The sequence below is a fragment of the Streptomyces sp. NPDC048370 genome (genome assembly GCF_043200825.1).
GTDB lineage: Bacteria > Actinomycetota > Actinomycetes > Streptomycetales > Streptomycetaceae > Streptomyces.
This window is the reverse complement of record NZ_JBICYI010000015.1, coordinates 160,519-180,529: the sequence shown is the minus strand read 5'-3', so window position 1 is coordinate 180,529 and position 20,011 is coordinate 160,519. Positions and strand designations below refer to the sequence as shown.

18 protein-coding genes are annotated in these 20,011 nt (G+C 71.9%); 9 read left to right on the top strand and 9 right to left on the bottom strand.

The window, feature by feature from the left end:
* The first annotated feature begins 6 nt into the window (after positions 1–6).
* Both ACGFYP_RS28455 and ACGFYP_RS28450 read left to right on the top strand, forming a co-directional pair.
* Positions 7–1,017, top strand: a complete 1,011-nt coding sequence (locus ACGFYP_RS28455) for a DMT family transporter (RefSeq protein WP_393499275.1) — start codon at positions 7–9, stop codon at positions 1,015–1,017.
* A gap of 202 nt (positions 1,018–1,219) precedes the next feature.
* Complete coding sequence (locus tag ACGFYP_RS28450) at positions 1,220–2,203, top strand: DMT family transporter (RefSeq protein ID WP_393499354.1); 984 nt, start codon at positions 1,220–1,222, stop codon at positions 2,201–2,203.
* 31 nt (positions 2,204–2,234) lie between these two features.
* On the opposite strand, the gene ACGFYP_RS28445 is transcribed toward ACGFYP_RS28450, so the two are convergent.
* Together ACGFYP_RS28445 and ACGFYP_RS28440 are read right to left on the bottom strand one after the other, a co-directional pair.
* A complete protein-coding gene (locus ACGFYP_RS28445) occupies positions 2,235–2,873 on the bottom strand; it encodes an FMN-binding negative transcriptional regulator (RefSeq protein WP_393499272.1) in 639 nt (212 codons plus the stop codon).
* Positions 2,874–2,882: 9 nt separating this feature from the next.
* Entirely contained in the window at positions 2,883–3,554 is a 672-nt protein-coding gene (locus ACGFYP_RS28440) for a pyridoxamine 5'-phosphate oxidase family protein (RefSeq protein WP_393499269.1), read from the bottom strand.
* A gap of 35 nt (positions 3,555–3,589) precedes the next feature.
* On the opposite strand from ACGFYP_RS28440, the gene ACGFYP_RS28435 reads away from it, so the two are divergent.
* Complete coding sequence (locus tag ACGFYP_RS28435) at positions 3,590–4,921, top strand: aminotransferase class I/II-fold pyridoxal phosphate-dependent enzyme (protein WP_393499266.1); 1,332 nt, start codon at positions 3,590–3,592, stop codon at positions 4,919–4,921.
* A 52-nt stretch (positions 4,922–4,973) separates the two neighbouring features.
* On the opposite strand, the gene ACGFYP_RS28430 is transcribed toward ACGFYP_RS28435, so the two are convergent.
* Positions 4,974–6,038, bottom strand: a complete 1,065-nt coding sequence (locus ACGFYP_RS28430; protein ID WP_393499263.1) for a DMT family transporter — start codon at positions 6,036–6,038, stop codon at positions 4,974–4,976.
* A 73-nt stretch (positions 6,039–6,111) separates the two neighbouring features.
* On the opposite strand from ACGFYP_RS28430, the gene ACGFYP_RS28425 reads away from it, so the two are divergent.
* Positions 6,112–7,017, top strand: a complete 906-nt coding sequence (locus ACGFYP_RS28425; RefSeq protein ID WP_393499260.1) for a LysR family transcriptional regulator — start codon at positions 6,112–6,114, stop codon at positions 7,015–7,017.
* 70 nt (positions 7,018–7,087) lie between these two features.
* On the opposite strand, the gene ACGFYP_RS28420 is transcribed toward ACGFYP_RS28425, so the two are convergent.
* A complete protein-coding gene (locus ACGFYP_RS28420) occupies positions 7,088–7,555 on the bottom strand; it encodes a pyridoxamine 5'-phosphate oxidase family protein (protein ID WP_393499257.1) in 468 nt (155 codons plus the stop codon).
* Positions 7,556–7,682: 127 nt separating this feature from the next.
* Between ACGFYP_RS28420 and ACGFYP_RS28415 the strand changes: the two genes are divergently transcribed.
* Positions 7,683–8,342 (top strand): cysteine hydrolase, encoded by a 660-nt coding sequence (locus ACGFYP_RS28415; RefSeq protein WP_361957055.1) that lies wholly within the window; start codon positions 7,683–7,685, stop codon positions 8,340–8,342.
* On the opposite strand, the gene ACGFYP_RS28410 is transcribed toward ACGFYP_RS28415, so the two are convergent.
* The 3 genes from ACGFYP_RS28410 to ACGFYP_RS28400 form a co-directional block, all read right to left on the bottom strand.
* Complete coding sequence (locus ACGFYP_RS28410; protein ID WP_361957058.1) at positions 8,329–8,754, bottom strand: Rieske (2Fe-2S) protein; 426 nt, start codon at positions 8,752–8,754, stop codon at positions 8,329–8,331. The genes ACGFYP_RS28415 and ACGFYP_RS28410 overlap by 14 nt on opposite strands.
* An 87-nt stretch (positions 8,755–8,841) precedes the next feature.
* A complete protein-coding gene (locus tag ACGFYP_RS28405) occupies positions 8,842–11,214 on the bottom strand; it encodes an alpha-N-acetylglucosaminidase (RefSeq protein WP_393499252.1) in 2,373 nt (790 codons plus the stop codon).
* 402 nt (positions 11,215–11,616) lie between these two features.
* The gene (locus ACGFYP_RS28400) at positions 11,617–12,069 is read right to left on the bottom strand and encodes a DUF1801 domain-containing protein (protein ID WP_361957064.1); all 453 of its coding nucleotides are present in this window, start codon (positions 12,067–12,069) and stop codon (positions 11,617–11,619) included.
* Positions 12,070–12,263: 194 nt separating this feature from the next.
* On the opposite strand from ACGFYP_RS28400, the gene ACGFYP_RS28395 reads away from it, so the two are divergent.
* Together ACGFYP_RS28395 and ACGFYP_RS28390 are read left to right on the top strand one after the other, a co-directional pair.
* The gene (locus tag ACGFYP_RS28395) at positions 12,264–13,229 is read left to right on the top strand and encodes an LLM class F420-dependent oxidoreductase (protein WP_393499248.1); all 966 of its coding nucleotides are present in this window, start codon (positions 12,264–12,266) and stop codon (positions 13,227–13,229) included.
* A gap of 11 nt (positions 13,230–13,240) precedes the next feature.
* Positions 13,241–13,909, top strand: a complete 669-nt coding sequence (locus ACGFYP_RS28390) for an HAD family hydrolase (RefSeq protein WP_393499245.1) — start codon at positions 13,241–13,243, stop codon at positions 13,907–13,909.
* 69 nt (positions 13,910–13,978) lie between these two features.
* On the opposite strand, the gene ACGFYP_RS28385 is transcribed toward ACGFYP_RS28390, so the two are convergent.
* Both ACGFYP_RS28385 and ACGFYP_RS28380 read right to left on the bottom strand, forming a co-directional pair.
* Positions 13,979–14,332, bottom strand: coding sequence for a PRC-barrel domain-containing protein (locus ACGFYP_RS28385; protein WP_393499242.1), 354 nt, complete (start codon positions 14,330–14,332; stop codon positions 13,979–13,981).
* 93 nt (positions 14,333–14,425) lie between these two features.
* Positions 14,426–15,667 carry a PP2C family protein-serine/threonine phosphatase gene (locus ACGFYP_RS28380; protein ID WP_393499239.1) on the bottom strand — a complete coding sequence of 414 codons (1,242 nt, stop codon included), beginning with the start codon at positions 15,665–15,667 and terminating at the stop codon, positions 14,426–14,428.
* 1,060 nt (positions 15,668–16,727) lie between these two features.
* Between ACGFYP_RS28380 and ACGFYP_RS28375 the strand changes: the two genes are divergently transcribed.
* Complete coding sequence (locus ACGFYP_RS28375) at positions 16,728–17,636, top strand: M48 family metalloprotease (RefSeq protein WP_393499236.1); 909 nt, start codon at positions 16,728–16,730, stop codon at positions 17,634–17,636.
* A gap of 28 nt (positions 17,637–17,664) precedes the next feature.
* Positions 17,665–19,884, top strand: coding sequence for a hypothetical protein (locus ACGFYP_RS28370; RefSeq protein ID WP_393499233.1), 2,220 nt, complete (start codon positions 17,665–17,667; stop codon positions 19,882–19,884).
* Positions 19,885–20,011 lie beyond the last annotated feature (127 nt).

The window sequence follows — 20,011 nt, the reverse complement described above, 5'->3', positions numbered from 1 at the left end:
GGCCGGATGCACGCGTCTCAGGGGAGAAGCGCCGGCCTGGGACTCGCCCTGGCCTCGGCCTTCGCATTCGGTGGTTCAGGTGTGGCGGCGAAGCCGCTCATCGAAGCGGGACTCGACCCGCTCCATGTGGTGTGGCTCCGGGTCGCCGGTGCCGCCCTCGTCATGCTGCCGGTGGCCTGGCGCCACCGCGACCTCCTGCGGCGCAAGCCCGCCCTGCTCGCCGGTTTCGGCCTCCTCGCCGTCGCCGGTGTCCAGGCCTTCTACTTCGCCTCGATCTCCCGGATCCCGGTCGGTGTCGCGCTGCTCATCGAGTACCTCGCCCCCGCCCTCGTGCTCGGCTGGGTCCGCTTCGTCCAGCGGCGGCCGGTCACCCGCGCCGCCGCGCTCGGTGTCGTCCTCGCCGTCGGCGGCCTCGCGTGCGTCGTCCAGATCTGGTCCGGGCTCAGCTTCGACCTGCTCGGACTCCTCCTCGCGCTCGGCGCGGCCTGCTGCCAGGTCGGCTACTTCGTCCTGTCCGACCAGGGCGGCGACGAGGCCGATCCGGTCGACCCGCTGGGCGTCATCGCCTACGGACTGCTCTTCGGCGCCCTGGTCCTGACCGTCGTCGCCCGCCCGTGGGGGATGGAGTGGTCGGTGCTTGCCGGTACGGCCGACCTCGACGGTACGAGCGCGCCCGCCTGGCTGCTGCTCGGCTGGATCGTGCTCATCGCCACCGTCCTCGCCTACGTCACCGGCGTCGTCTCGGTCCGTCGGCTCTCGCCGCAGGTGGCCGGTGTCGTCGCCTGCCTGGAGGCCGTGATCGCGACGGTCCTGGCCTGGGTGCTGCTCGGTGAGCACCTGGAGGCGCCGCAGATCATCGGTGGCGCGGTGGTGCTCGTCGGCGCGTTCATCGCGCAGTCGTCGACGCCGAAGGCGGCCTCGGCCGAGCCGGTCGCCGGATCCGAGACGAACGGCGAGGCGGGTGCCGACGGGCGTGCTCCCGAAGCGGAGTTGTCGGGCCGTCGGACCGCCCCGTAAGGTGCCGATCATGCATTCGACCGTGCTTCCGCCTCCTGCCGCCTAGGCGCGGGCGGCACCCCCTGACGAAGACCGGGCTCGGGCAGTCCCCGAGCGGTTCGTCGCTGCCCGCGTGCGGAGTCGAGCGACCACACCACCCCGTCTTCACACGGAGAAGCACGTGTCGAATTCCTCCTTGTCCTCCTCCGCGCCCACGGCAGCCATGCCTGCCGTCGGGCGGAGTCTGCTCTATCTGATCGTCGCCGGGATCGCCTGGGGCACCGCGGGCGCCGCCGCCTCACTGATCTTCCGGGTCAGCGACATGGGTCCCCTGGCGCTCTCGTTCTGGCGCTGCGTCGGCGGCCTGGTGCTGCTGCTCGGGGCCCTCGCCCTGCGATCCCGCACCCGTAGCCGTACCCGGTCCTCGTCCCGGTCCCGCCGCCCTGCGGTCGTGGTGGCGGAGCCGCGTCGGCGGCGGCTGATCCGGATCTTCGGTACGGGGATCGGGCTGACCCTCTTCCAGAGCGCCTACTTCGCCGCCGTCGAAGCCACCGGGCTCGCGGTCGGCACCGTCGTCACCCTCGGCGCCGGGCCCGTCCTGATCGCGCTCGGCGCCCGGATCACCATGGGCGAGCGGCTCGGCCGCGGTGGTGCGGCGGCCGTGGCCGGCGCGCTCGCGGGTCTCGGCGTGCTCGTCCTCGGCGGCGAGGGCGGCGAGGTCAGGCCGCTCGGGGTGGCTCTCGCGGTGCTCTCGGCCGCCGGTTACGCGGCGATCACCCTGCTCACACGGTGGCTCGGCCGCGACGGGGGCGGTTCGGACGCGCTGTCGACGACCACGTGGGCCTTCGCGATCGGCGCGGTCGGGCTGCTCCCGATGGCCGCCGTCGAGGCCCCCGGGGGCCTGCTGCCGCAGACCGGGCAGCCGTGGGAGGTGCTCGGGCTTCTGGTCTACGTGGCGGCGGTGCCGACGGCGCTCGCCTACGCGCTGTACTTCGCGGGTGCGGCGGTGGTGAAGGCGGCGACGGTGTCGGTGATCATGCTGCTCGAGCCGGTCAGCGCGGCGGTGATCGCGGTGGCGGTGCTGGGGGAGGAGCTGGCCGCCGCGACCGTCGTGGGCACCTTCCTGCTGCTCGTGGCCGTGACCGGGCTCGCCTGGGCGGAGGCGCGGTCGGCAGCGGCGGTGCGGCGGCGGGCCGTCACGGCGTAGTCCGGCCCGGTGGGTGGGGGCGCGCGGCACCCTAGGAGCGCCGGCGGACCTGGTGGTTCGCTGCCTCGGCGTCGCCTCGGGCGGCGCGGGTCGTGAGGCCCGCCACGATCGCGTCCTGGACCGGTTCCGGCTTGTGGTTCGCGTACTTGAACTTGGCCCGGACGTCGGTCACGTCGAGGCGCAGCCCCCGGAGGCCCGGCAGGAGGCGGCCGAAGGGGGCCTCGCCCGGCGCGACCGGGGCCGTTCCGCCCTCCGGCTGGAAGTGGGCGACCTGGCGCTCCAGGAGTGCCGCCTTCTCCGCCGGGTCGTCGACCACGTGGGCCGTGCAGCGCAGTTGGACGGCGGCGTAGAAGGAGGTGGGGGTCCCGTGTTCGGACGGGGCACCCTCGGGGGCCGCCCAGGGGCCGGGGACGAAGGCGTAGTCGTCGACCACGCTCAGCAGGACCGTCGGGTTCTCCTCAAGCGCCCGCCACAGCGGGTTGGGGCGGGCCAGATGGGCCAGCACCTGCCCGTAGGGGCCGGGCACGGAGTCGTACCTGAAGTGCATCGGCTGTACCCACGGCGGCTCGCCTGGCAGGCCGTTGACGGCGAGCTGGCCGAAGTCGTGGCGGGACAGCCAGTCCCGCCACTCCTCGGAGTCCCGGGCGGCGTCCCAGGGGTGGATCAGCATGGTGGGTCCTCAGGCGGAGGTGAGGTAGGCGGGCAGGGGGATCGACGGGTCCAGGTCGTCCGCCGGGATCGGGGTCCCGTAGGTCTTGCGAACCGGGACCACACCGGCCCAGTGGGGGAGCGTGGCGTCCGCCGGGTCGTCGTTCGGGCCGCCCGTGCGGAGCTTGGCCGAGACCTCGTCGAGGTCCAGGCGCAGGACGGCCGTCGCGGCCAGTTCCTTGGCGGAGGCACGGCGGGAGTCGTCGGCGCGGCCGGGGACGACCTGGTCGACCAGGGCGTCGAGGGCGGTGCGCAGTTCCTCGGGGTCGGTGACCTGGTGGGCGGTGCCGTGGACCACGACCGAGCGGTAGTTCATCGAGTGGTGGAACGCCGACTTGGCCAGGACCAGGCCGTCGACGTGGGTCACCGTCAGGCAGACCGGCAGTCCGGGAGCCTCCTCGCCCGAGCCCGCCGTGCGCAGCGGGCGCGAGCCGGTGGAGCCGTGGATGTACAGGCGCTCGCCGATCCGGCCGTAGAGCGTCGGCAGCACGACGGGAGCGCCGTCGCGGACGAAGCCGAGGTGGCAGACGTACGCCTCGTCGAGTATCGAGTGCACCAGCGCGCGGTCGTACGAGGCGCGGCCGCGGCCGCGGGTCGGGACGGTCCGCTCGGTCGGCTCGTAGGACTCCGGCATGGCGGTCATGGCGTTCTCCATTGCACTAGTGCATAATGTTCTTTGTGCTAGGAGAGTATCGGATCGAAGGTCGTCGCGCATCGGAGATTGCCGCGAGCGTCGAGCGCGGGGTCGCCACGGGTGCCCTGGAGCCGGGCCGCGCCCTGCCTCCCATGCGGGAGTTGGCGGTCACGCTCGGGGTGAACCCGAACACGGTCGCCGCCGCGTACAGGACCCTGCGGGAGCGTGGGGTCATCGAGACGGACGGGCGGCGCGGCAGCCGGGTGAGGGCGCGGCCCGCGACGACGGCGCGCGGCTCGATCCGGGTCGATGCGCCGGAGGGCGTACGGGACGTCAGCAGGGGCAACCCCGACCCGGAGCTGCTTCCGCCGCTCGGTACGGCGCTCGCCGAGGCCGCGCGGCGCGAGGCGGAACGGCCCGGGCTCTACGGGGAGGCGCCCGTGGACGAGGAGTTCGCGCGGCTCGCGCGCGCCGCGCTGGACGCGGACGGGGTCCCCGACGGGCCGATCGCCGTCACCTCGGGAGCGCTCGACGCGATCGAGCGGGTCCTCGCGGTCCACCTCAGGCCCGGTGACGCGGTCGCCGTCGAGGATCCCGGGTGGGGGAGCCTCCTCGATCTCGTACCGGCACTCGGGCTGCGGCCTGTGCCCATCGCGGTCGACGACGAAGGGCCGCTGCCGGCGGCGGTGGCGGGGGCGCTGCGGGACGGGGCGCGTGCGGTGATCGTCACCGACCGCGCGCAGAACCCGACAGGCGCGGCCGTCGGCGCGGAGCGCGCCGCCGCGCTGCGCCGCGTCCTCGCGGACCACCCGGACGTGCTGCTCGTCGAGGACGACCACGGTCACGGCATCGTCGACCTGCCGCTGACCCCGCTGGCAGGAGTGGTCCGCCACTGGGCCTTCGTACGGTCCGTGGCCAAGGCGTACGGGCCGGATCTACGGGTCGCGTGTCTGACCGGCGACGCCGAGACCGTCGACCGTGTCCTCGGGCGTCAGCGGCTCGGCCCCGGCTGGGTCAGCAGGATCCTCCAGCGCGCGGTCGCGCATCTGTGGGCGACGGGGGCGGTGGACGCGTCGGCCGTCGCGGGAGCGTACGCGGAGCGGCGCGACGGGCTCGTACGGGCCCTGGAACGGCGCGGGGTCGAGGCGCACGGGCGGAGCGGGATGAACGTGTGGGTCCCGGTCTTCGACGAGACCGGTGCCGTGACCCGCCTCCTCGGCGCGGGGTGGGCGGTGGCCCCCGGCGCCCGCTTCCGCATGGACGCCGGGCCGGCCGTCCGGCTCACCGTCTCCGGACTGCGGGAGGCGGACATCGAGCCCCTGGCCGACGCGGTCGCGATCGCTTCGGGACCGGTGCCGGCCAGGAGTTACGGCTGAGGGGTAGGGGCGTCCGGGGCGTCCGGGGGCGTCCACGGGCGTCCAGGGGTGCCTAGGGGCGGCCTGCGGGCCGGCGGTCGGATGCGGGGGTCGGGGTCGGGGGCTGTGCGGGTGTGGGGGTCGGTCCCGGTGTCCGTGCTGGGGTCGGTTGCGCCGGGGTGGTCGCGTGGATGGTGGCCTTCGGGTGTCTCGCCGGGGCTCGGCGTTGGGTCAGGGCCGCGCCGGCGAGGACGATCGCGGCGCCGACCGGGGTGTTCCAGGCGAGCTGCTCGTCCAGGAGGGCGACGCCGGCCGCCGTGGCGATCACCGGGATGAAGTACGTGACCATCGACGCCGTCGTCGGGCCGACCTCGGCCACGACGCCGTACTGCAGCAGCATCGCGTACCCCGTGCCGAGCGCGCCCAGGGCGATCACGGCGAGCAGCGGCAGGACCTCGACCGACGACGGGAGGGAGGTGAACATCGGGGTCACGACGGCCAGTTGGAGCGTCGCAAGGCCCACCTGGGACCCGGCGAGCGAGAGGTTCGACGCGCCCGTGCCGGCCAGGGTGCGGCGGACGTAGATCCAGCCGACCGCGTAGCTGAAGGAGGCGAGCAGGGCCATCGCCGTGCCCGTGACGTCGAGCCCGGAGAAGCCCTGCCAGGCGCCGAGCACCGTCAGGACGCCGATGAAGCCGATCCCGAGCCCCGCCGCGCGGACCCGCGTCGGGCGGTCCTCGGAGAGCGCGACCAGCGAGAGGACCATGCCCCACAGGGGTGTCGTGGCGTTGCAGATCCCCGCGAGCGTCGAGGGGATGGTGAGCTCGGCGTACGAGAAGAGCGAGAACGGCAGCGCGTTGAGCAGGAACGCGGCCACTGTCAGATGGAGCCAGGTGCGGCGGCCGCGCGGCAGCCGCTCCCGCTTCACCACCATCGCGACGGCCAGCACCGCCGTACCGAACAGCAGCCGGCCGAAGGTCACCTGGAACGGTGCGAAGCCCTCTGTGCCGACCTTGATGAAGACGAAGCTGAAGCCCCAGATCAGGGCCAGCACGCCGAAGCGCACCCGCCAGTCGAGCAGGCGTGGGAGGTGCGGGAGGCGTCGGGGACGGGCGGCGGGAGAGGTCGCGGAGCTCATGCCCTCAGAGTGGCCGCTCCGATCTCGTAGAACAAGCGAGATTAAATGAAGCTCTCCCCTTAGTATTGCTTACATGTTGAACCTGGAGCGCTTGCGGACCCTGGACGCCGTCGCACGGCACGGATCGGTCAGCGGTGCGGCCGACGGCCTGCACGTCACCACCTCGGCCGTCTCGCAGCAGCTGTCCAAGCTGGAGCGGGAGATCGGTCAGCAGCTGCTGGCCAAGAACGGCCGGGGTGTCCGGCTCACCGACGCGGGTCTGCTGCTCGCCGAGCACGCGGCGCGCATCCTGTCGCAGGTCGAGCTCGCCCAGGCCGACATCGAGGCGCAGCGCGGACAGGTGGTCGGCGAGGTGCGGATCGCGGCGTTCCCGACGGCCGCGCGCGGGCTCCTGCCCGCCGCCCTCGCCGCGCTGCGCACCGCCCACCCTGATCTCCGCGTGAAGACCACCGAGTTGGAGCCTGAGCAGGGCATCCGCGAGGTGCTGCGGGGCGATGCCGACCTCGCGATCGTCCTCGACTGGAGCAACAAGCGGGCCCCTGTGCCGGGAGGCCTTGAGCGCGCCCACCTCCTGGACGACGCGGCGGACGTCGCCGTGCCCGCCGGCCATCCGCTGGCCGGTCGGGACGAGGTGGACCTGACCGACTTCGGCGACGAGGACTGGGTCTCCTGGCCCGAGGGCGAGTTCTGCCACGACTGGCTCATGTTCACGCTGCGTTCGCAGGGCATGGAGCCGCGCATCGCCCATCTCGCGGGGGAGCACCACACCCAGCTCGCGCTGATCGCCGCCGGACTCGGGGTGTGCGTCACCCCGCGCCTCGGTCGCGGCCCGACCCCGGAGGGGATCGCCTTCGTGCCGGTACGGCAGAAGGTGAAGCGGCACATCTACGCGACCTGGCGCAGCGACGCCGACCGGCGGCCGTCCATCCGCGCGGCGGTCGAGGCGCTGCAGGGCGTGGGGGGTCCGTTGAGCCTCTGAGCCTCTCGGGTGCGTCGGGTGCGTCGCGCGTGGTCGAGCCGTCGAGGCTCCGGCGTGCCGTCGAGTCCGTTCAGAGGGTCGCCAGTTTGCGGAAGTCCCACGACGCGACGGCGTCCGGGGTCAGCTTCAGCCAGGCGTGCCGGCCGTCGTGCGGCATCACGTCAAGGCCGAAGTTCTTCGCGGCGAACAGCCTTTCCGGTAGGTCGAGTTCGGGGCACGGCTCGCCGGTGCGCGGGGCCTCGCCGACGAAGAGGGCCGTGCCCGACAGCTCGGCGCCGCGCAGCTCTCCGTACTCCACGCCGTCGTCGACGACCACCGCGATCCGCGGATCGGCGCGCAGCTCCGCCCAACGGCGGCTCCTGGTGATCGAGTAGAGCCAGAGCGAGGTCCCGTCCCAGACGAACCAGAGAGCGCCGACATGGGGGCGGCCGTCCGCGGAGACGGTCGCGACCCGGCAGGTGCGCTGCTCGGTGAGGAAGCTGTCCAGCTCGTCCGGGGTCATCATGATCCGGCGTCCACGGCGCTGTGCGACGGTCATCGTCCGCCCCTTTCCACGATTCTGATGGAGTGTCAGAAATCATGGGCGCTCTTCCCTCCTGGGGCAAGGGTGGCTAGCCTCCCCGCCCGGAGTACGCCAGTAACGGTGCGGGGGGACAGGGGAGACCATGACCAGCACGACACAGTGGGCACAGCTCCAGGAGCAGCTCGAACCGGCCGGAACGGTGCTGCTCACCGTCGAATGTCAGCAGGGCGTCGTCGGCCGCAACAGCGCCCTGCCCGAACTGGCCACCGCCGCCCGCTCGTCGGGCGCGCTTGCGAACGTCGCCCGGCTGGTCGCGGCCGCGCACGAAGCCGATGTGCAGGTGCTGCACGCCGTCGCCGAGCGCAGGCCGGACGGGCGCGGCGCCAACTCCAACGCCCGGCTGTTCAGGGCCGCCGCCCGGCTGCCCGTGCAACAGCACAGCGGAAGTACGGCGGTTCGGATCGCCGAACCCATCGAGGTCGCCGACCAGGACCTGGTCGTACGGCGGTTGCACGGGCTCTCGCCCCTCGCCGGTACCGATGTCGACCCGCTGCTGCGCAACCTCGGCTGTCGCACGCTCGTCGTCACCGGCGTCTCGGCCAACGTGGCCATCCCGAACGCCGTCTTCGACGCGGTCAACCTCGGATACACCGTGGTCGTACCCGGGGACGCCATCGCGGGGGTGCCGGCCGACTACACCCCCGCGATGATCCGTCACACGCTCGCGCTCGTCTCCACCATCGCCACCACCGAGGAGGTGCTGCGCTGCTGGAAGAGCCCGCGACGCGTCACGCGAGCGTGATCGAGTCCCCGTTCACCTGGATCGGGGTCGGCGGCAGCGGAGCGGTGGCGGGGCCGCCCTTGACGCTGCCGTCCGACGCGTCGAACTTGCTCTGGTGGCACGGGCAGGTGATGACCCCGTCGGCGACACCGCTGACCGCGCAGCCCTGGTGGGTGCACTTGGAGGAGAAGGCCTTGAACTCGCCCGCCTTCGGCTGAGTGATCACCACTCCCTGACCGTCGATGACCTTGCCGCCGCCCACCGGGATGTCCGCCGTCTTCGCCAGGGCCGCCCCGGCCTCGTTCGGCTTGTCCGCCGCACCGCCGCCACCGCCCGCCTTGTCGTCCGTGCCGCCGCCGCAGGCGGCGAGCGCCGCCACCAGGCCCGCGCCACCCGCCGCCGAGACGACCGTCCGACGTGCCACTCCACTCATCGCACTCCCCTTGCGTTCCGACCCGATCCGACCTGATCCGATCCGACCAGCTTGTGGGAGTGAATACGAGCGGGAAGGCGGAAACGTTCAACGTGCCGACGAGACCGGGTGAGATTCCGGCGACCGCGACGACGGCCGCTGTTCCGGCGACCGCGACGACTCCGGCGGCTGCGGCGATTCCTGCGACCGCGACGGCTGTCGGCCCAGCGCCGCCAGGACCTCGCCCGCCAGCGCGACCGGGTCGCCGCTCGCACGGGTCACGTAGGAGGCGTGGCCGCGCGCCCAGGCGTCGTCCACGGCGAACCAGTCGACGGCGACCGGAGCCGTATCGTTGACCAGGGCGTGGTCGAGACTCGCGAAGTACACCCGCCAGCGCGGCCCGTACAGGTCCTGGAGGAGTCCGGACCACTCGCGGTTGGCGTAGTCGCGCAGCCCACCCTCGCTCGGCACGCGATCGCCCCAGGTCGTCAGGATCGAGCGGGCGTCGTACTCGAGCCGGTCGCGCTCGGCGGAGTCCGCCCCCCACGACCGGGCGGCGGTGAGCCAGGGCCCGAGCAGGAAGCGCTGATCGGAGCCGACCAGCCTGCCGAGCAGCTCCACGTCGGCGTTCCACTCGCTCACCAGCGCCCGGAAGGTGGCCAGATCCTTCGCCTCGTACGCCGTTCTGATGCGGGGGAGGAGGACGCGGCTGCGGTTGGTGAGCGCCTGGCGGGCCACGTCCACCAGGTCGTAGCGGTACGCGTCCGTGGTCCGCAGCTTCGGGGCCACCTGGAGCAGCTCCACGAGCGCGTTCTCCACGCGCGCCGCGTCGTAGCGCATCGCGGAGGGGCTCCACCGCGCGGCGCGGGTCGCCGTCAGGCTCGGGCGTGCGGTGAAGAGGCTGTCCTGCGGCTCGCTCCAGGTGCCGGAGGGCATGCTGTACGGGCCGAGGCGCAACTGCTCCCAGGCGGCGGTCGCGTGCGGGTCCTCACCGCCGTAGCGGCGGGAGGCGTAGCCCGCGAACCAGGCCTTCTGGTCGATCGGCTCGGCCCCCCATGCGAGCTCGGTGAACAGGTCGAACGCCGCAGGATTCCCCCCGGTCGCCTCCGGCAGGTACGCGATGCCGCGCAGCGCGCTGCCGGGCTTGGCCAGCCACGCGTGGAAGCGGCTCACCCACGCGCCGGAGTTGGCGCCCAGGCCGCTGTGACCGCCGAAGTTGGGGATCGTGCCGAAGGCGTAGGGCGTACCGCCCCACTCCACGTCCCGGTCCAGGTTGTCGTACCGGTCCGAGAGGCCGTCGACGACGAGGACCCGGCTCCGGTCCACCCCGCTGAGGAGGGCGGCCGAGGGGTTGCGCTGCCAGCCGAGCATGACCCAGGTGGCGCCTGGGTGCGCGCTGTCCAGGGCCTGTTGGACCGCGCCGGCCGCGCTCGGGACGTCGACCGGTCCCGAGGTGCCGCCCTCGTGCAGCAGGTCCATCTTGAACATGTCCGTGTCGCCGAACTGCTGTTGCTGCACGCGGTAGAAGGTGGCGGCCACCTGGTCGAAGACCGGTCCGGTCGGATCCAGCCAGTCGGGGCGCTCGAACCCCACCCAGTTGCCCTGGGGCACCGTGGCCGCGCCCGGGTTGCGCTCGGCGAAGCCGGGCGGCACCGTGCCGAAGTAGCCCGGCAGGACAGGGGTCATGCCCAACGCGCGCAGCCGGTCGGCGATCCGGCGGCCCAGATCGGCGCGGGCGTCGACCAGTTGCCGCGAGACCGGGCCCGCGAAGCCGGACAGGTTCTGCAGCAGCCACCAGCCCTGATGGGCGGGACCGGGGATCCACGCGCGCAACTCGGCGTCGGTGTAGCCGAAGTGCTGGAACGTCTCGTAGTACGTGTGCTCGGCGCCCGTCGGGACGAAGACCTCGTTCACGCCGTGCAGCGCGAGCAGGTCGATGTCGCGCTGGTACGAGGCGAAGTCCCGGTACGCGCCGGAGTAGCCCTCGTCGGTGTCGTTGAGGGCGTAGCGGTGCGGCACGCTCGCCGAGCGGGTGATCTCGCCTTCGACCGCCGGGAGGGTGGCGGGCAGGCGGCCGACGCTGTCGCCCGGCCAGCCGATGTCGACACCGGCGACGTGCTCCAGGTACCAGCCGACACCGGTGAGCAGCGTGGCCGGCGAGGTGCCCCGTACGACGATAGCCCCGGGCTCGCCGGAGACGGTGAAGTAGTCGCCGGAGGCCGGTCGGGGGACAGGGACGAGCGTGAACTGCGAGGCCCGGGAGGGCAGCAGGCGCTTCAGGCTCGCCCGGGCGGGGTCGGGATCGAACGCGCGGTGTGGGGAGGCGGGGAGAAGGACGGCGGTGACCGGCGCCTCGGCGGGGAGGGCGGTGACCGGTGTGGCGGGGTGGGCCGCCGTGGCCGGGAGCGCCAGTGCTGTCGTCGCTGCCAGCGCCACGGCGGTGACGGCCCGTCGGCATCGAAGGACCAGGTGACTACCCATCTGGCTCCCTGCTCGGAGTGGTTGACGCATGATCAGCCCACTGTCCGACGACCTGCCGTTCCGACCACGCAGGCGGAGCCGAGGAGCTGACGGGGCTCATCCGTGCGGGTGCAAGGTCGGGCGGGCGACGGGTCGGCGGGGCGGGCCGGAGCGGCGGGACGCGCCGCCGGATCGCGGTGACGCGACCCGCGTCGCAGGCTAGCGCCGGGTACTGCAGGGGGACAGGGTGCGTGGGTTCGGGACGAGAAGCATGGCCGAGATCTGTCTGCGACGGCCGTCCGTCAGGGACATCCCTGACGGACGGCCCTCACGGACGTTCCGACGGACATCCCTGAGGGACGTTCCCGACGGGGTCCCCGACTCCGCGACGGGCCACCCTTCCGGTGCCCCGAGGGGCGAGCCTCAGCTCACGGACTGCTTCACGAGCGCGGCGACCCGCTCCTCGACCTCGGGGGTCACCTCCGTCAGCGCGAAGCCGGCCGCCCACATCGGGCCCTCGTCCAGCCGGGCCTGGTCGCTGAAGCCGAGCGTCGCGTAGCGCGCCTTGAACTTCTCCGCGCTCTGGAAGAAGCAGACGACCTTGCCGTCCAGCGCGTAGGCGGGCATGCCGTACCAGAGCTTCGGCGCGAGCACGGGCGCGTTGGCCGTGATGACCGCGTGGATGCGCTCGGCCATGATCCGGTCCGAGTCCTGCATCTCGGCGATCTTCTCGAGGACGCTCTGCTCCGCCTCTGCGGCCTTGTCCGCCTGCGAGGCGCGTCGCGACGCCCTCTTCATCTCCTGGGCGTGGTCCTTCATCGCGGCCCGCTCCTCGGCCGAGAATCCTTCGTACGCCGTGTTCGTGGTGCCGGCCATGGTCGCTCCCGTGGGTCGTGGTTCTCGGTGGCCCGGTCTGTCGCGCCGGACCCGCTTGGTGTGGTCACAGCTTGTCCCGGGAGGGGTACGGGCCGCCTCCGTGCTCACCACTGAATCCACCCGGAATCCAGCACGGAGAGGCTGACGCCCTGGGGCGGGGGTTTCGGCACGGAGATTCCGGCAAACCGCACGATATGGTAAGAATCGGCTACACCATGATGACCGAGCAGGCCGGACCCAGGGAGCTCGTGTCCCATGTCGTCGCGGCGGAGCGCGCGGGCTTCGACTTCTCCGTCATCTCCGACCACTCCTTCCCCTGGCTCGACTCCCAGGGGCACGCGCCGTACGCGTGGAGCGTCCTGGGCGCGGCGGCGCAGGCGACCTCGCGCATCCCTCTGATGACGTTCGTGACGTGCCCGACGTTCCGCTACCACCCCGCGGTGATCGCGCAGAAGGCGGCCACGATGCAGCTGCTCTGCGAAGGCCGCTTCCGGCTCGGACTCGGTTCCGGCGAGAACCTCAACGAACACATCGTCGGGACCGGCTGGCCCGCCGCCCACGTCCGACTGGAGATGCTGGAGGAGGCCGTGGGCCTCATTCGCGAGCTGTTCGACGGCCGGTACGTCAGCCACCACGGCACGTATTTCGACGTGGAGAACGCCAAGATCTGGGATCTTCCCCCCACCCCGCCTCCGATCGGCATCGCCGTCTCGGGAGAGCGGTCCTGCGAGGTCGCCGGACGCCTCGCGGACGTGCTGGTCGCCGTCGACCCGGACGAGAGCCTGCTGAGGGCGTTCGTCGCGCACGGTGGCGGCGGAAAGCCGTCCGTCGGCCAACTCCCGGTCTGCTACGACCCCGACCGCGCCACGGCGGTGGATCGGGCGCACGCGCAGTTCCGCTGGTCGCTCGGCGGCTGGGAGGTCAACGCGGAGCTGCCCGGCCCGGCGGGCTTCGCCCGAGCCACCGCGCACACCCGTCCCGAGGACGTCGCCGAGGCCATCCCCTGCGGCGACGATGTGCAGGCCTTCGTCGAGGCCGTACGCGCCTACGTCGACGCCGGGTTCACCGAGGTCGCCCTCGTCCAGATCGGGGGCGATCGACAACAACCCTTCCTGGACTGGGCGGAGACGAAGCTGCTGCCCGGCTTGCGGGATCTGTGAGGGAGGCCGGGATGAGCCGGGCAGCGCTGTTCGACGTCGACGGCACTCTCGCCGACACCAATCACCTGCATGTGACGGCGTGGTGGGAGGCCCTGCGCCAGGCGGGGCACTCCGTCCCGATGCACGCCATCCACCGCGCTGTCGGCCTGCCCGGCGAGGATCTGCTCGGTCACGTCCTGGGTGAGGGCCGTGACCGTACGCAGGACGACCGCCTGAGCGCGGCACACGACACCCTCTACGCCACGTACTTCGACCGCCTGCCGGCCCTGGACTCGGCCTCCGAGCTGCTGCGGACCCTGGCGCGCGAGGGTTGGAGCGTCCTACTGGTGACCTCTGCCACGGACGACGAACTCAGGGCTCTGCGCAGGGCGATCGACGCAGACGACGCGATCATGGAGACGGCCACCTCGGACGACGTCGAGGACGGCAAACCCGCGCCCGAACCTGTGCGACGAGCCCTGGAGCTGGCGCGGGTGCCGCCTGAGCGTGCGGTGTTCGTCGGGGACACGGTGTGGGACATGAAGGCCGCCACGGCGGCCGGTGTCACGTGCGTGGGGGTGCTGTGCGGAGGCATCCCGCGCCAGGACCTGGAGGAGGCGGGCGCCGCCGCCGTCTACCAGGACCCGGCCGAACTCCTGGACCGACTCGACAAGAGCCCCTTCTCGTCGGTGGCGCCCTGATCCGGTGCCGCGACGCGCGCCGACCGGGAGGAGGGCGCCCTTCTCGTCGCCCTCTCCCGGCCGCGGCTCCTACATGTGGGCCTGGCGGTAGTACCGGGCGAACTGGTCCAGGTAGCCGGGCTCCCCGGCCTGCTGGGCCTCGTCGTACTCCGGGGCGTCCTTGATCTCGTCCTTCGTACGGTTGAGGTACACCGTCTCCTCGGCGATGTCGATCAGCTTGATCGTCCCGGCGGGCAACAGGACGTGCTTGCCGAAGATCCACACGCCGGTGTCCACGACGACGTAGGAGGAGCCGACGTCCTCCGAGTGTTTGTCGATCTTGCCGATATGGCCGTCCGTCGCCTCGACCTTGTAGCCGATGATGTCGGTGCCCTGCTGGTATCCCGCGTTCGGGTGGTAGCCCCAGATGTCGAATTCAGTCATGATCGCGCCTCTCCGATCTATCCGTATTGCGGAGAATCCTCCTGATTTATCTGTACCCAAAACGCACACGCCGGAGAGTCACCCCGCCGCCTGTCAGCTGGGATAGATGTCAGGGACGGGGGCGTCGGCGAGTTCGTCGGTCCGGTCGGTGTTGCCGTGCCATTCGCAGAGCAGGACGGTGGCGTCGTCGTCGAGGGTGCCTTGGTGGTGGTCGAGGACGGCGTGGACCAGTCGGCGCAGTGTCTCGGGGACGGGCAGTCCCGCGGACTGGTGCCGGATGATGAAATCGGTGAATCGGTCGACCCCGAATTCGCGGCCTTCGGCGTCGCGCGGCTCCGTGATGCCGTCCGTGTAGAAGAGGACCCTGTCACCGGGCTGGAGCTGGGTGCGGGCGACGACCAGCGGAAGCCCGAGATCTGTGCCCAGCGGGTGGTGCGCGGGATGGTCCGGGTGGAGGACGCGCCGGTTCGCGCGGATGAGGAGCGGCGGCGGATGGCCGCAGCTTACCCACCGCAGAGAACCGGTGGTCAGGTCGAGGGCGGCGAGGATTCCTGTCACGTAGCGGTCGTGGTGGAACTGGTCCAGGAGCAGGGCCTCGACGGCGTCGCACATCTCGGCGAAGTCGGCGCCCTGGCGCCGGAGGTTGCGGCAGACGGCGAGCGCCAGGGTCGCGGTCAGGCCGGCGGCCATGTCATGGCCCATGGCGTCGAAGACCGCCATGTGGACGGTGTCCCCGGCGAGCGCGTAGTCGTAGGCGTCTCCCGCCGTCTCGTAGGCGGGCTCCATCTGCGCCGCGATGGTGACCCGGTCGTTGACGAAGGTGCGGGCGGGCATGAGCGTCCACTGCATCTCGGCGCTGACGGCCATGCGCCGTGTGCGCGTCAGGCGGGCGTAGGAGTCGCTGGTCGGCCTCTTGGTCACCAGGATCAGGCCGAGGAGGGTGGCCAGGTCGTTCATGGCCTCCTGCTCGACCGTGTGCACGGGCATCGCGGGTGTCAGGCGTAGCACGCCGAGACGCTCGGTCCCGTTCAGTACGGGCAGCCAGTGGTCGACCGTGCCTGCCGTGTTCGTGGACAGGACCTGCGCGGTCCGGAAGACGCGGCCGGCGAGGGTGGAGTCGATGGGCAGCTCGCTGCCACCGCTGCCGGCGTCCTGTCCCACGCCCGTGACCTCTCGCAGGACCTCTTCCTGCAGGTCGGTCACGAAGAGTCGGGCGTTGTTCAGCCCTGCGCGGTCGGCGTGCAGGGTCAGGAGGCGGGGAAGCTGCTCGAAGGTGGCCTGATGCGAGGCGCGCAGCAGGGCCCGCAGCATCGGGGCGGAATCCATGACGGGCATAGGGCGGCTCCCGTCACCCATGGAGCCAGGGACGGTTTTGGTCCTCTGCCCGGGCAGACGAAATCGAGAAGGGTGGAAATGTAGTCATTTCCACCTTATGCCCCCTGTGTGTCCAATGACTCGCGCGCCACGAGACGTCGACCGCGCGCCGGACCGCGACGCCCCGCCGATCGCCGGTGACGACGTGGGGGGCAAGGTGTCGGCCACCCGGCCGTAGGACGGTCTCGGACAGGGCGCGGCTCGGTTCGGCACCCGTCAACTCTGCAAGTGGACAGCGTCTGTTCGAGTGGGTAACGATGGGGCTTTCTTCAAAGGCCAGTGCGACTGCTGTTACCGGGGGATGGGGACGGGACTCGACATGTCCGTCCCCAACTGGTCGCGCACACGCAGTTGTCCGAGGCCCTCGCATACGCGCCCGGGTGGCACCGCCGCTGCCCTGCCGCGTCCTTGAAAGGGAACCTTGGTGAGTCACCCGACGGATCCGTACGCGTCGAGCGAAGGGCAGCAGCCCCAACCCGCGCCCCAGCCCCCGCCACAGCAAGGGGGATACGGTCCGCCACCGCAGTACGTACCGCAGCCGCCCCAGGAGCACGGGCAGCCGCCTCAGGCGTTCCCGCCCCAGGCCCAGCCGCCGGCCCAGCCGCAGCCCGGATACGGGCCTCAGCCTGGATATGGCCCACAGCCCGGGTACGGACCCCAGCCCGGATACGGGCCTCAGCCGCAGCCTGGGTACGCACCGCAGCCGCAGCAGCAGCCTGGGTACGCACCTCAGGCCCAGCCGCAGCCCGGGTACGCACCGCAGCCGCAGCAGCCTGGGTACGCACCGCAGCAGCCGCAGCCTCAGCCTGGGTACGCACCCCAGGCCCAGCCGCAGCCCGAGTACGCACCCCAGGCCCAGGCCCAGCCCCAGCCCGGATACGGCCCCCAGCCCGGCTTCCCTCCCCAGCAGCCCCCGCCGTACGGGCAGCAGGCTCAAGGGTTCGCTCCCCAACCCGGGTTCGCGCCGGAGCAGGCCCCGATTCAGGCACCCGCAGCGCCTCCAGCCCTTGGATACGCGCCGGTGCCCGGCCATGACCCGCACGCCGACGTCCAGCGGGTCCGCCGCCGGGCCGACGCGACGGCCTTGACGACCCTCGTGCTGATGCTGCCGAACTTCTTCGGCAGCCTCCTCGTGGTGTGGCTGATCTCCTCGCTGATGCCCGCCGGGGTCGACGTCGCCTTCATCGTCGCGTGGGTGGCCTCCGGCGCACTCGTCTTCTTCCGCCCCACCGAGAGGCTGTTCGCGAAGGCGGTGCTCAAGTGGCGTGAACCGACCGGGGCGGAACTCGCCGTGCTGCGCCCGCTGTGGGACGAGGTGATGCACAGGGCGAACATCAAGAATCCGGCGGCGTACGAACTGTGGATCGAGGACCAGAAGAAGGACGTGATCAACGCCGCTGCCGCCGCCGGTCACATGGTGGGTGTGACCCGTTGGTCGCTGAAGAAGCTTCCGCCGGAGGCACTGACGGCCGTCCTGGCCCATGAACTCGGCCACCATCTCGGAGGGCACGCCTGGTCCGGTCTGCTCGGCCTGTGGTACTCCCTCCCGGGCAAGCTCGCGAAGTTCCTGGCTCAGATGGTGTTCCTCCTCGTCGCCGTCGTCACGCAGGTCCTTCCGCTCCTCGGCTGCCTGGTCGGTCTCGTCTTCGTGGCCGTGGTGATCGGCATCGCGGTCTCGTTCCCGCCGATTCTGATCGTGTTCGTGACGCCGTACCTGCTCGCCTGGGCCGGACGCGCGGCCGAACTGCGTGCCGACCGAACTGCCGCGGAACTCGGCTACGGCCCGATGTTGCACGCGGTGCTGAGCGGTTGGCAGGGCGACGATGTCGAGAGGCGGGAGGAGCCCCTCGCCGCGCGCCTCATGTCCTCGCACCCCCCGATGCATCGGCGCATCCGCGAACTGGAGAAGTTCGCCGAGGCAGTCCGCTGAGCACCGCGCCCGACCAGGAGCCCATGTCATGACCGTTCAACCCAACGAACCACACGTGGAAGCGGAGCCGCTGGTCCGGCTGTTCGACCCGGGACAGCGGATCGGCTGGGTCTACCGTGACGCGGAAGCCCACCGCCACGCGTTCACCCAGCCGCCGCCCACAGCCGCCGACGTGCCCGAGATGCTGCTGAACAGGGCGCGGGCCGCCCGGCTGAACACCGCGGACCGGAAGGGGAACGCGCTGAAGGTCGGCGGCGGTCTCGCCGCGTTCTTCCTGGTGGTCGCGATGTTCGCCGGTACGCCCGGCTTCGTCCTTGCAGCCGTCAGCGCCGTGGGCGCCGTCCTCGTCCACACGCTGTCCGGCGGCGCGGCGACGACGGCCGAAGAGAAGGTGGGGCAGGTCCGCAACGAGCTGGCGCAGCGGTACCAGTACGAGTCGGCGGCGTGGACCCACGCCAAGGCCCAGTTCGAGTACACCGAGGACCAGCGCATCCGGGGGCTCGATCTCTGGGGCGCCCTTCCGGTCGGGGTCGGAAACGCGCGTCTCGACGTGTTCGGCGGGACGCGGCGCAGCCGGGAAGGCTTCCTCACCGTCTTCGGCGCGTCGACGCTGCGCGAGCGCCCGCTGATCGTCCTGGACCTGACACAGGCCCAGATCTGCCGGGAGCTGTCGGTCCTCACCGCCCAGATGGGCGCCCCCGTCGACGTGCAGCTGCTGCCCAGCCAGCAGACACAGAGCAGCATCATCGACGGCCTTCGGCCGGACGAGCTGGTCGACGCGCTGGTCGAAGCCGTCTACGGGGACACGTCGGAGGCCACGCGGGCAGGCCGCAGCATGGACAGCCGGATCCTCAACCGGCTCTGTGAAGCCCTCGGTGAGAACGTCACGCCGGCCAGGATCGCCGCCGGCCTGCGGGCACTGCTCGGGGATCTCGACGACAGTGGCAGCCTGACCCGTGCCGAGCGCAACCGCATATCCGACGATCTGCTCACGGACAAGAGCAAGGACCAGATACGCGAAGGACTCATGCGACTGGAGTCGTTCGTCCAGCCGCTGGCGCAGCTGGGCACCGAGCGTGCGGGGCGGGGCCCCGGCTACCTCACGTGCTTCAGCCTCGACCGGACGACGGGCAGCGCCAGTATCGAACTCCTCACCGACCTCGCCATCCTCAGCGTGGCGCGTCGCCTCTCGACACTCGAAGAGCAGGCGCCGGCCGTCGTGGTGGCTCTCGGCGAGCATGAGGTGCAGAGGCGTCACCTGGAGCAGCTCGCCCGTGTCTGCGAGTGGCGCGGCGCGCAGCTGACCGTCATGCACGCTCATCTGCGGGAGACCGCGCGCGACATGATCGGTGGCGGTGCCGTGGCGTTCATGCGACTGGGCAACCACCAGGAAGCCGGTGTCGCCGCCGACTTCCTCGGTCGCGACTACCGCTTCGTCCTGCACTCCCTGACCGACACCCGCGGCGAGAGCGTCAGCGACTCGGTCTCCGTCACGAAGGGGACCTCCACCTCCACCGCGACATCCGTCGGCACTTCGCGGTCCTGGGGGACGAACTGGGGCACCAGTTCCTCCAGCACCTACTCCGGCGGCTTCGGTTTCCCGTCCAGTACCACCAGCGGCTCCAGCGACGGCGGCAGCTACACGGAGTCGGAGAACCGGAGTGTGACCACGACCCACGGCACCAACGAGTCGACGTCGCACACCGAAGGCACGACCGTCAGCACCAGCGACGGTACGACGACCCAGCGGGTGTACGAGTACGTGCTGGAACCGACGCAGCTGCAGGGGCTCGCGGAGTTCAGCCTCGTCTTCGTGGAGCGCGGCGCGGACGGATCCGTCAAGACCCATACCGCGGTGTGCAACCCGAACATCGTGAAGCTCGGGCGGTTCAGCAACCAGCCTCTGGCCGACCTGCCGTTGCCCCCGCGCGCCGAGGTACCGCCGCAGCAGCCCGCGGTTGTCGCGGATCAACCCGCGCCGGCCCTGCCGCCCCAGGTGCACGGATACCCCGTGCACGAACCGCAGCCTGCCGCGGGCGGCCATTCCTACGGCGCGTACGGCGCCCAACCGGCCGGGCAGCCGCAGCACCAGGCATGGCCCTGGCCCCAGGGGAACTCCCCGCAGCCGCCCGGTGCCTGGCCGCCCCAGGCACCGCCTGCACAGCCGTACCAGCAGCCGCAGCCGCAGCCGCACCAGCCGCCGCCGCAGCAGCAGTGGCCCGGCCAAGGGTGGCCGCCGCAGCAGTAGGCGCATCGTGGTGGGGGGGGGGGGGGGGGGGGGGGGCCCCCCCCCCCCCGCCCCCCCCGCGGGGGGGGGGGGGGGGGGCGGGCGGGGGGAGGGGGGGGGGGGGGGACCCCCACAGGGTGAGTGGGTG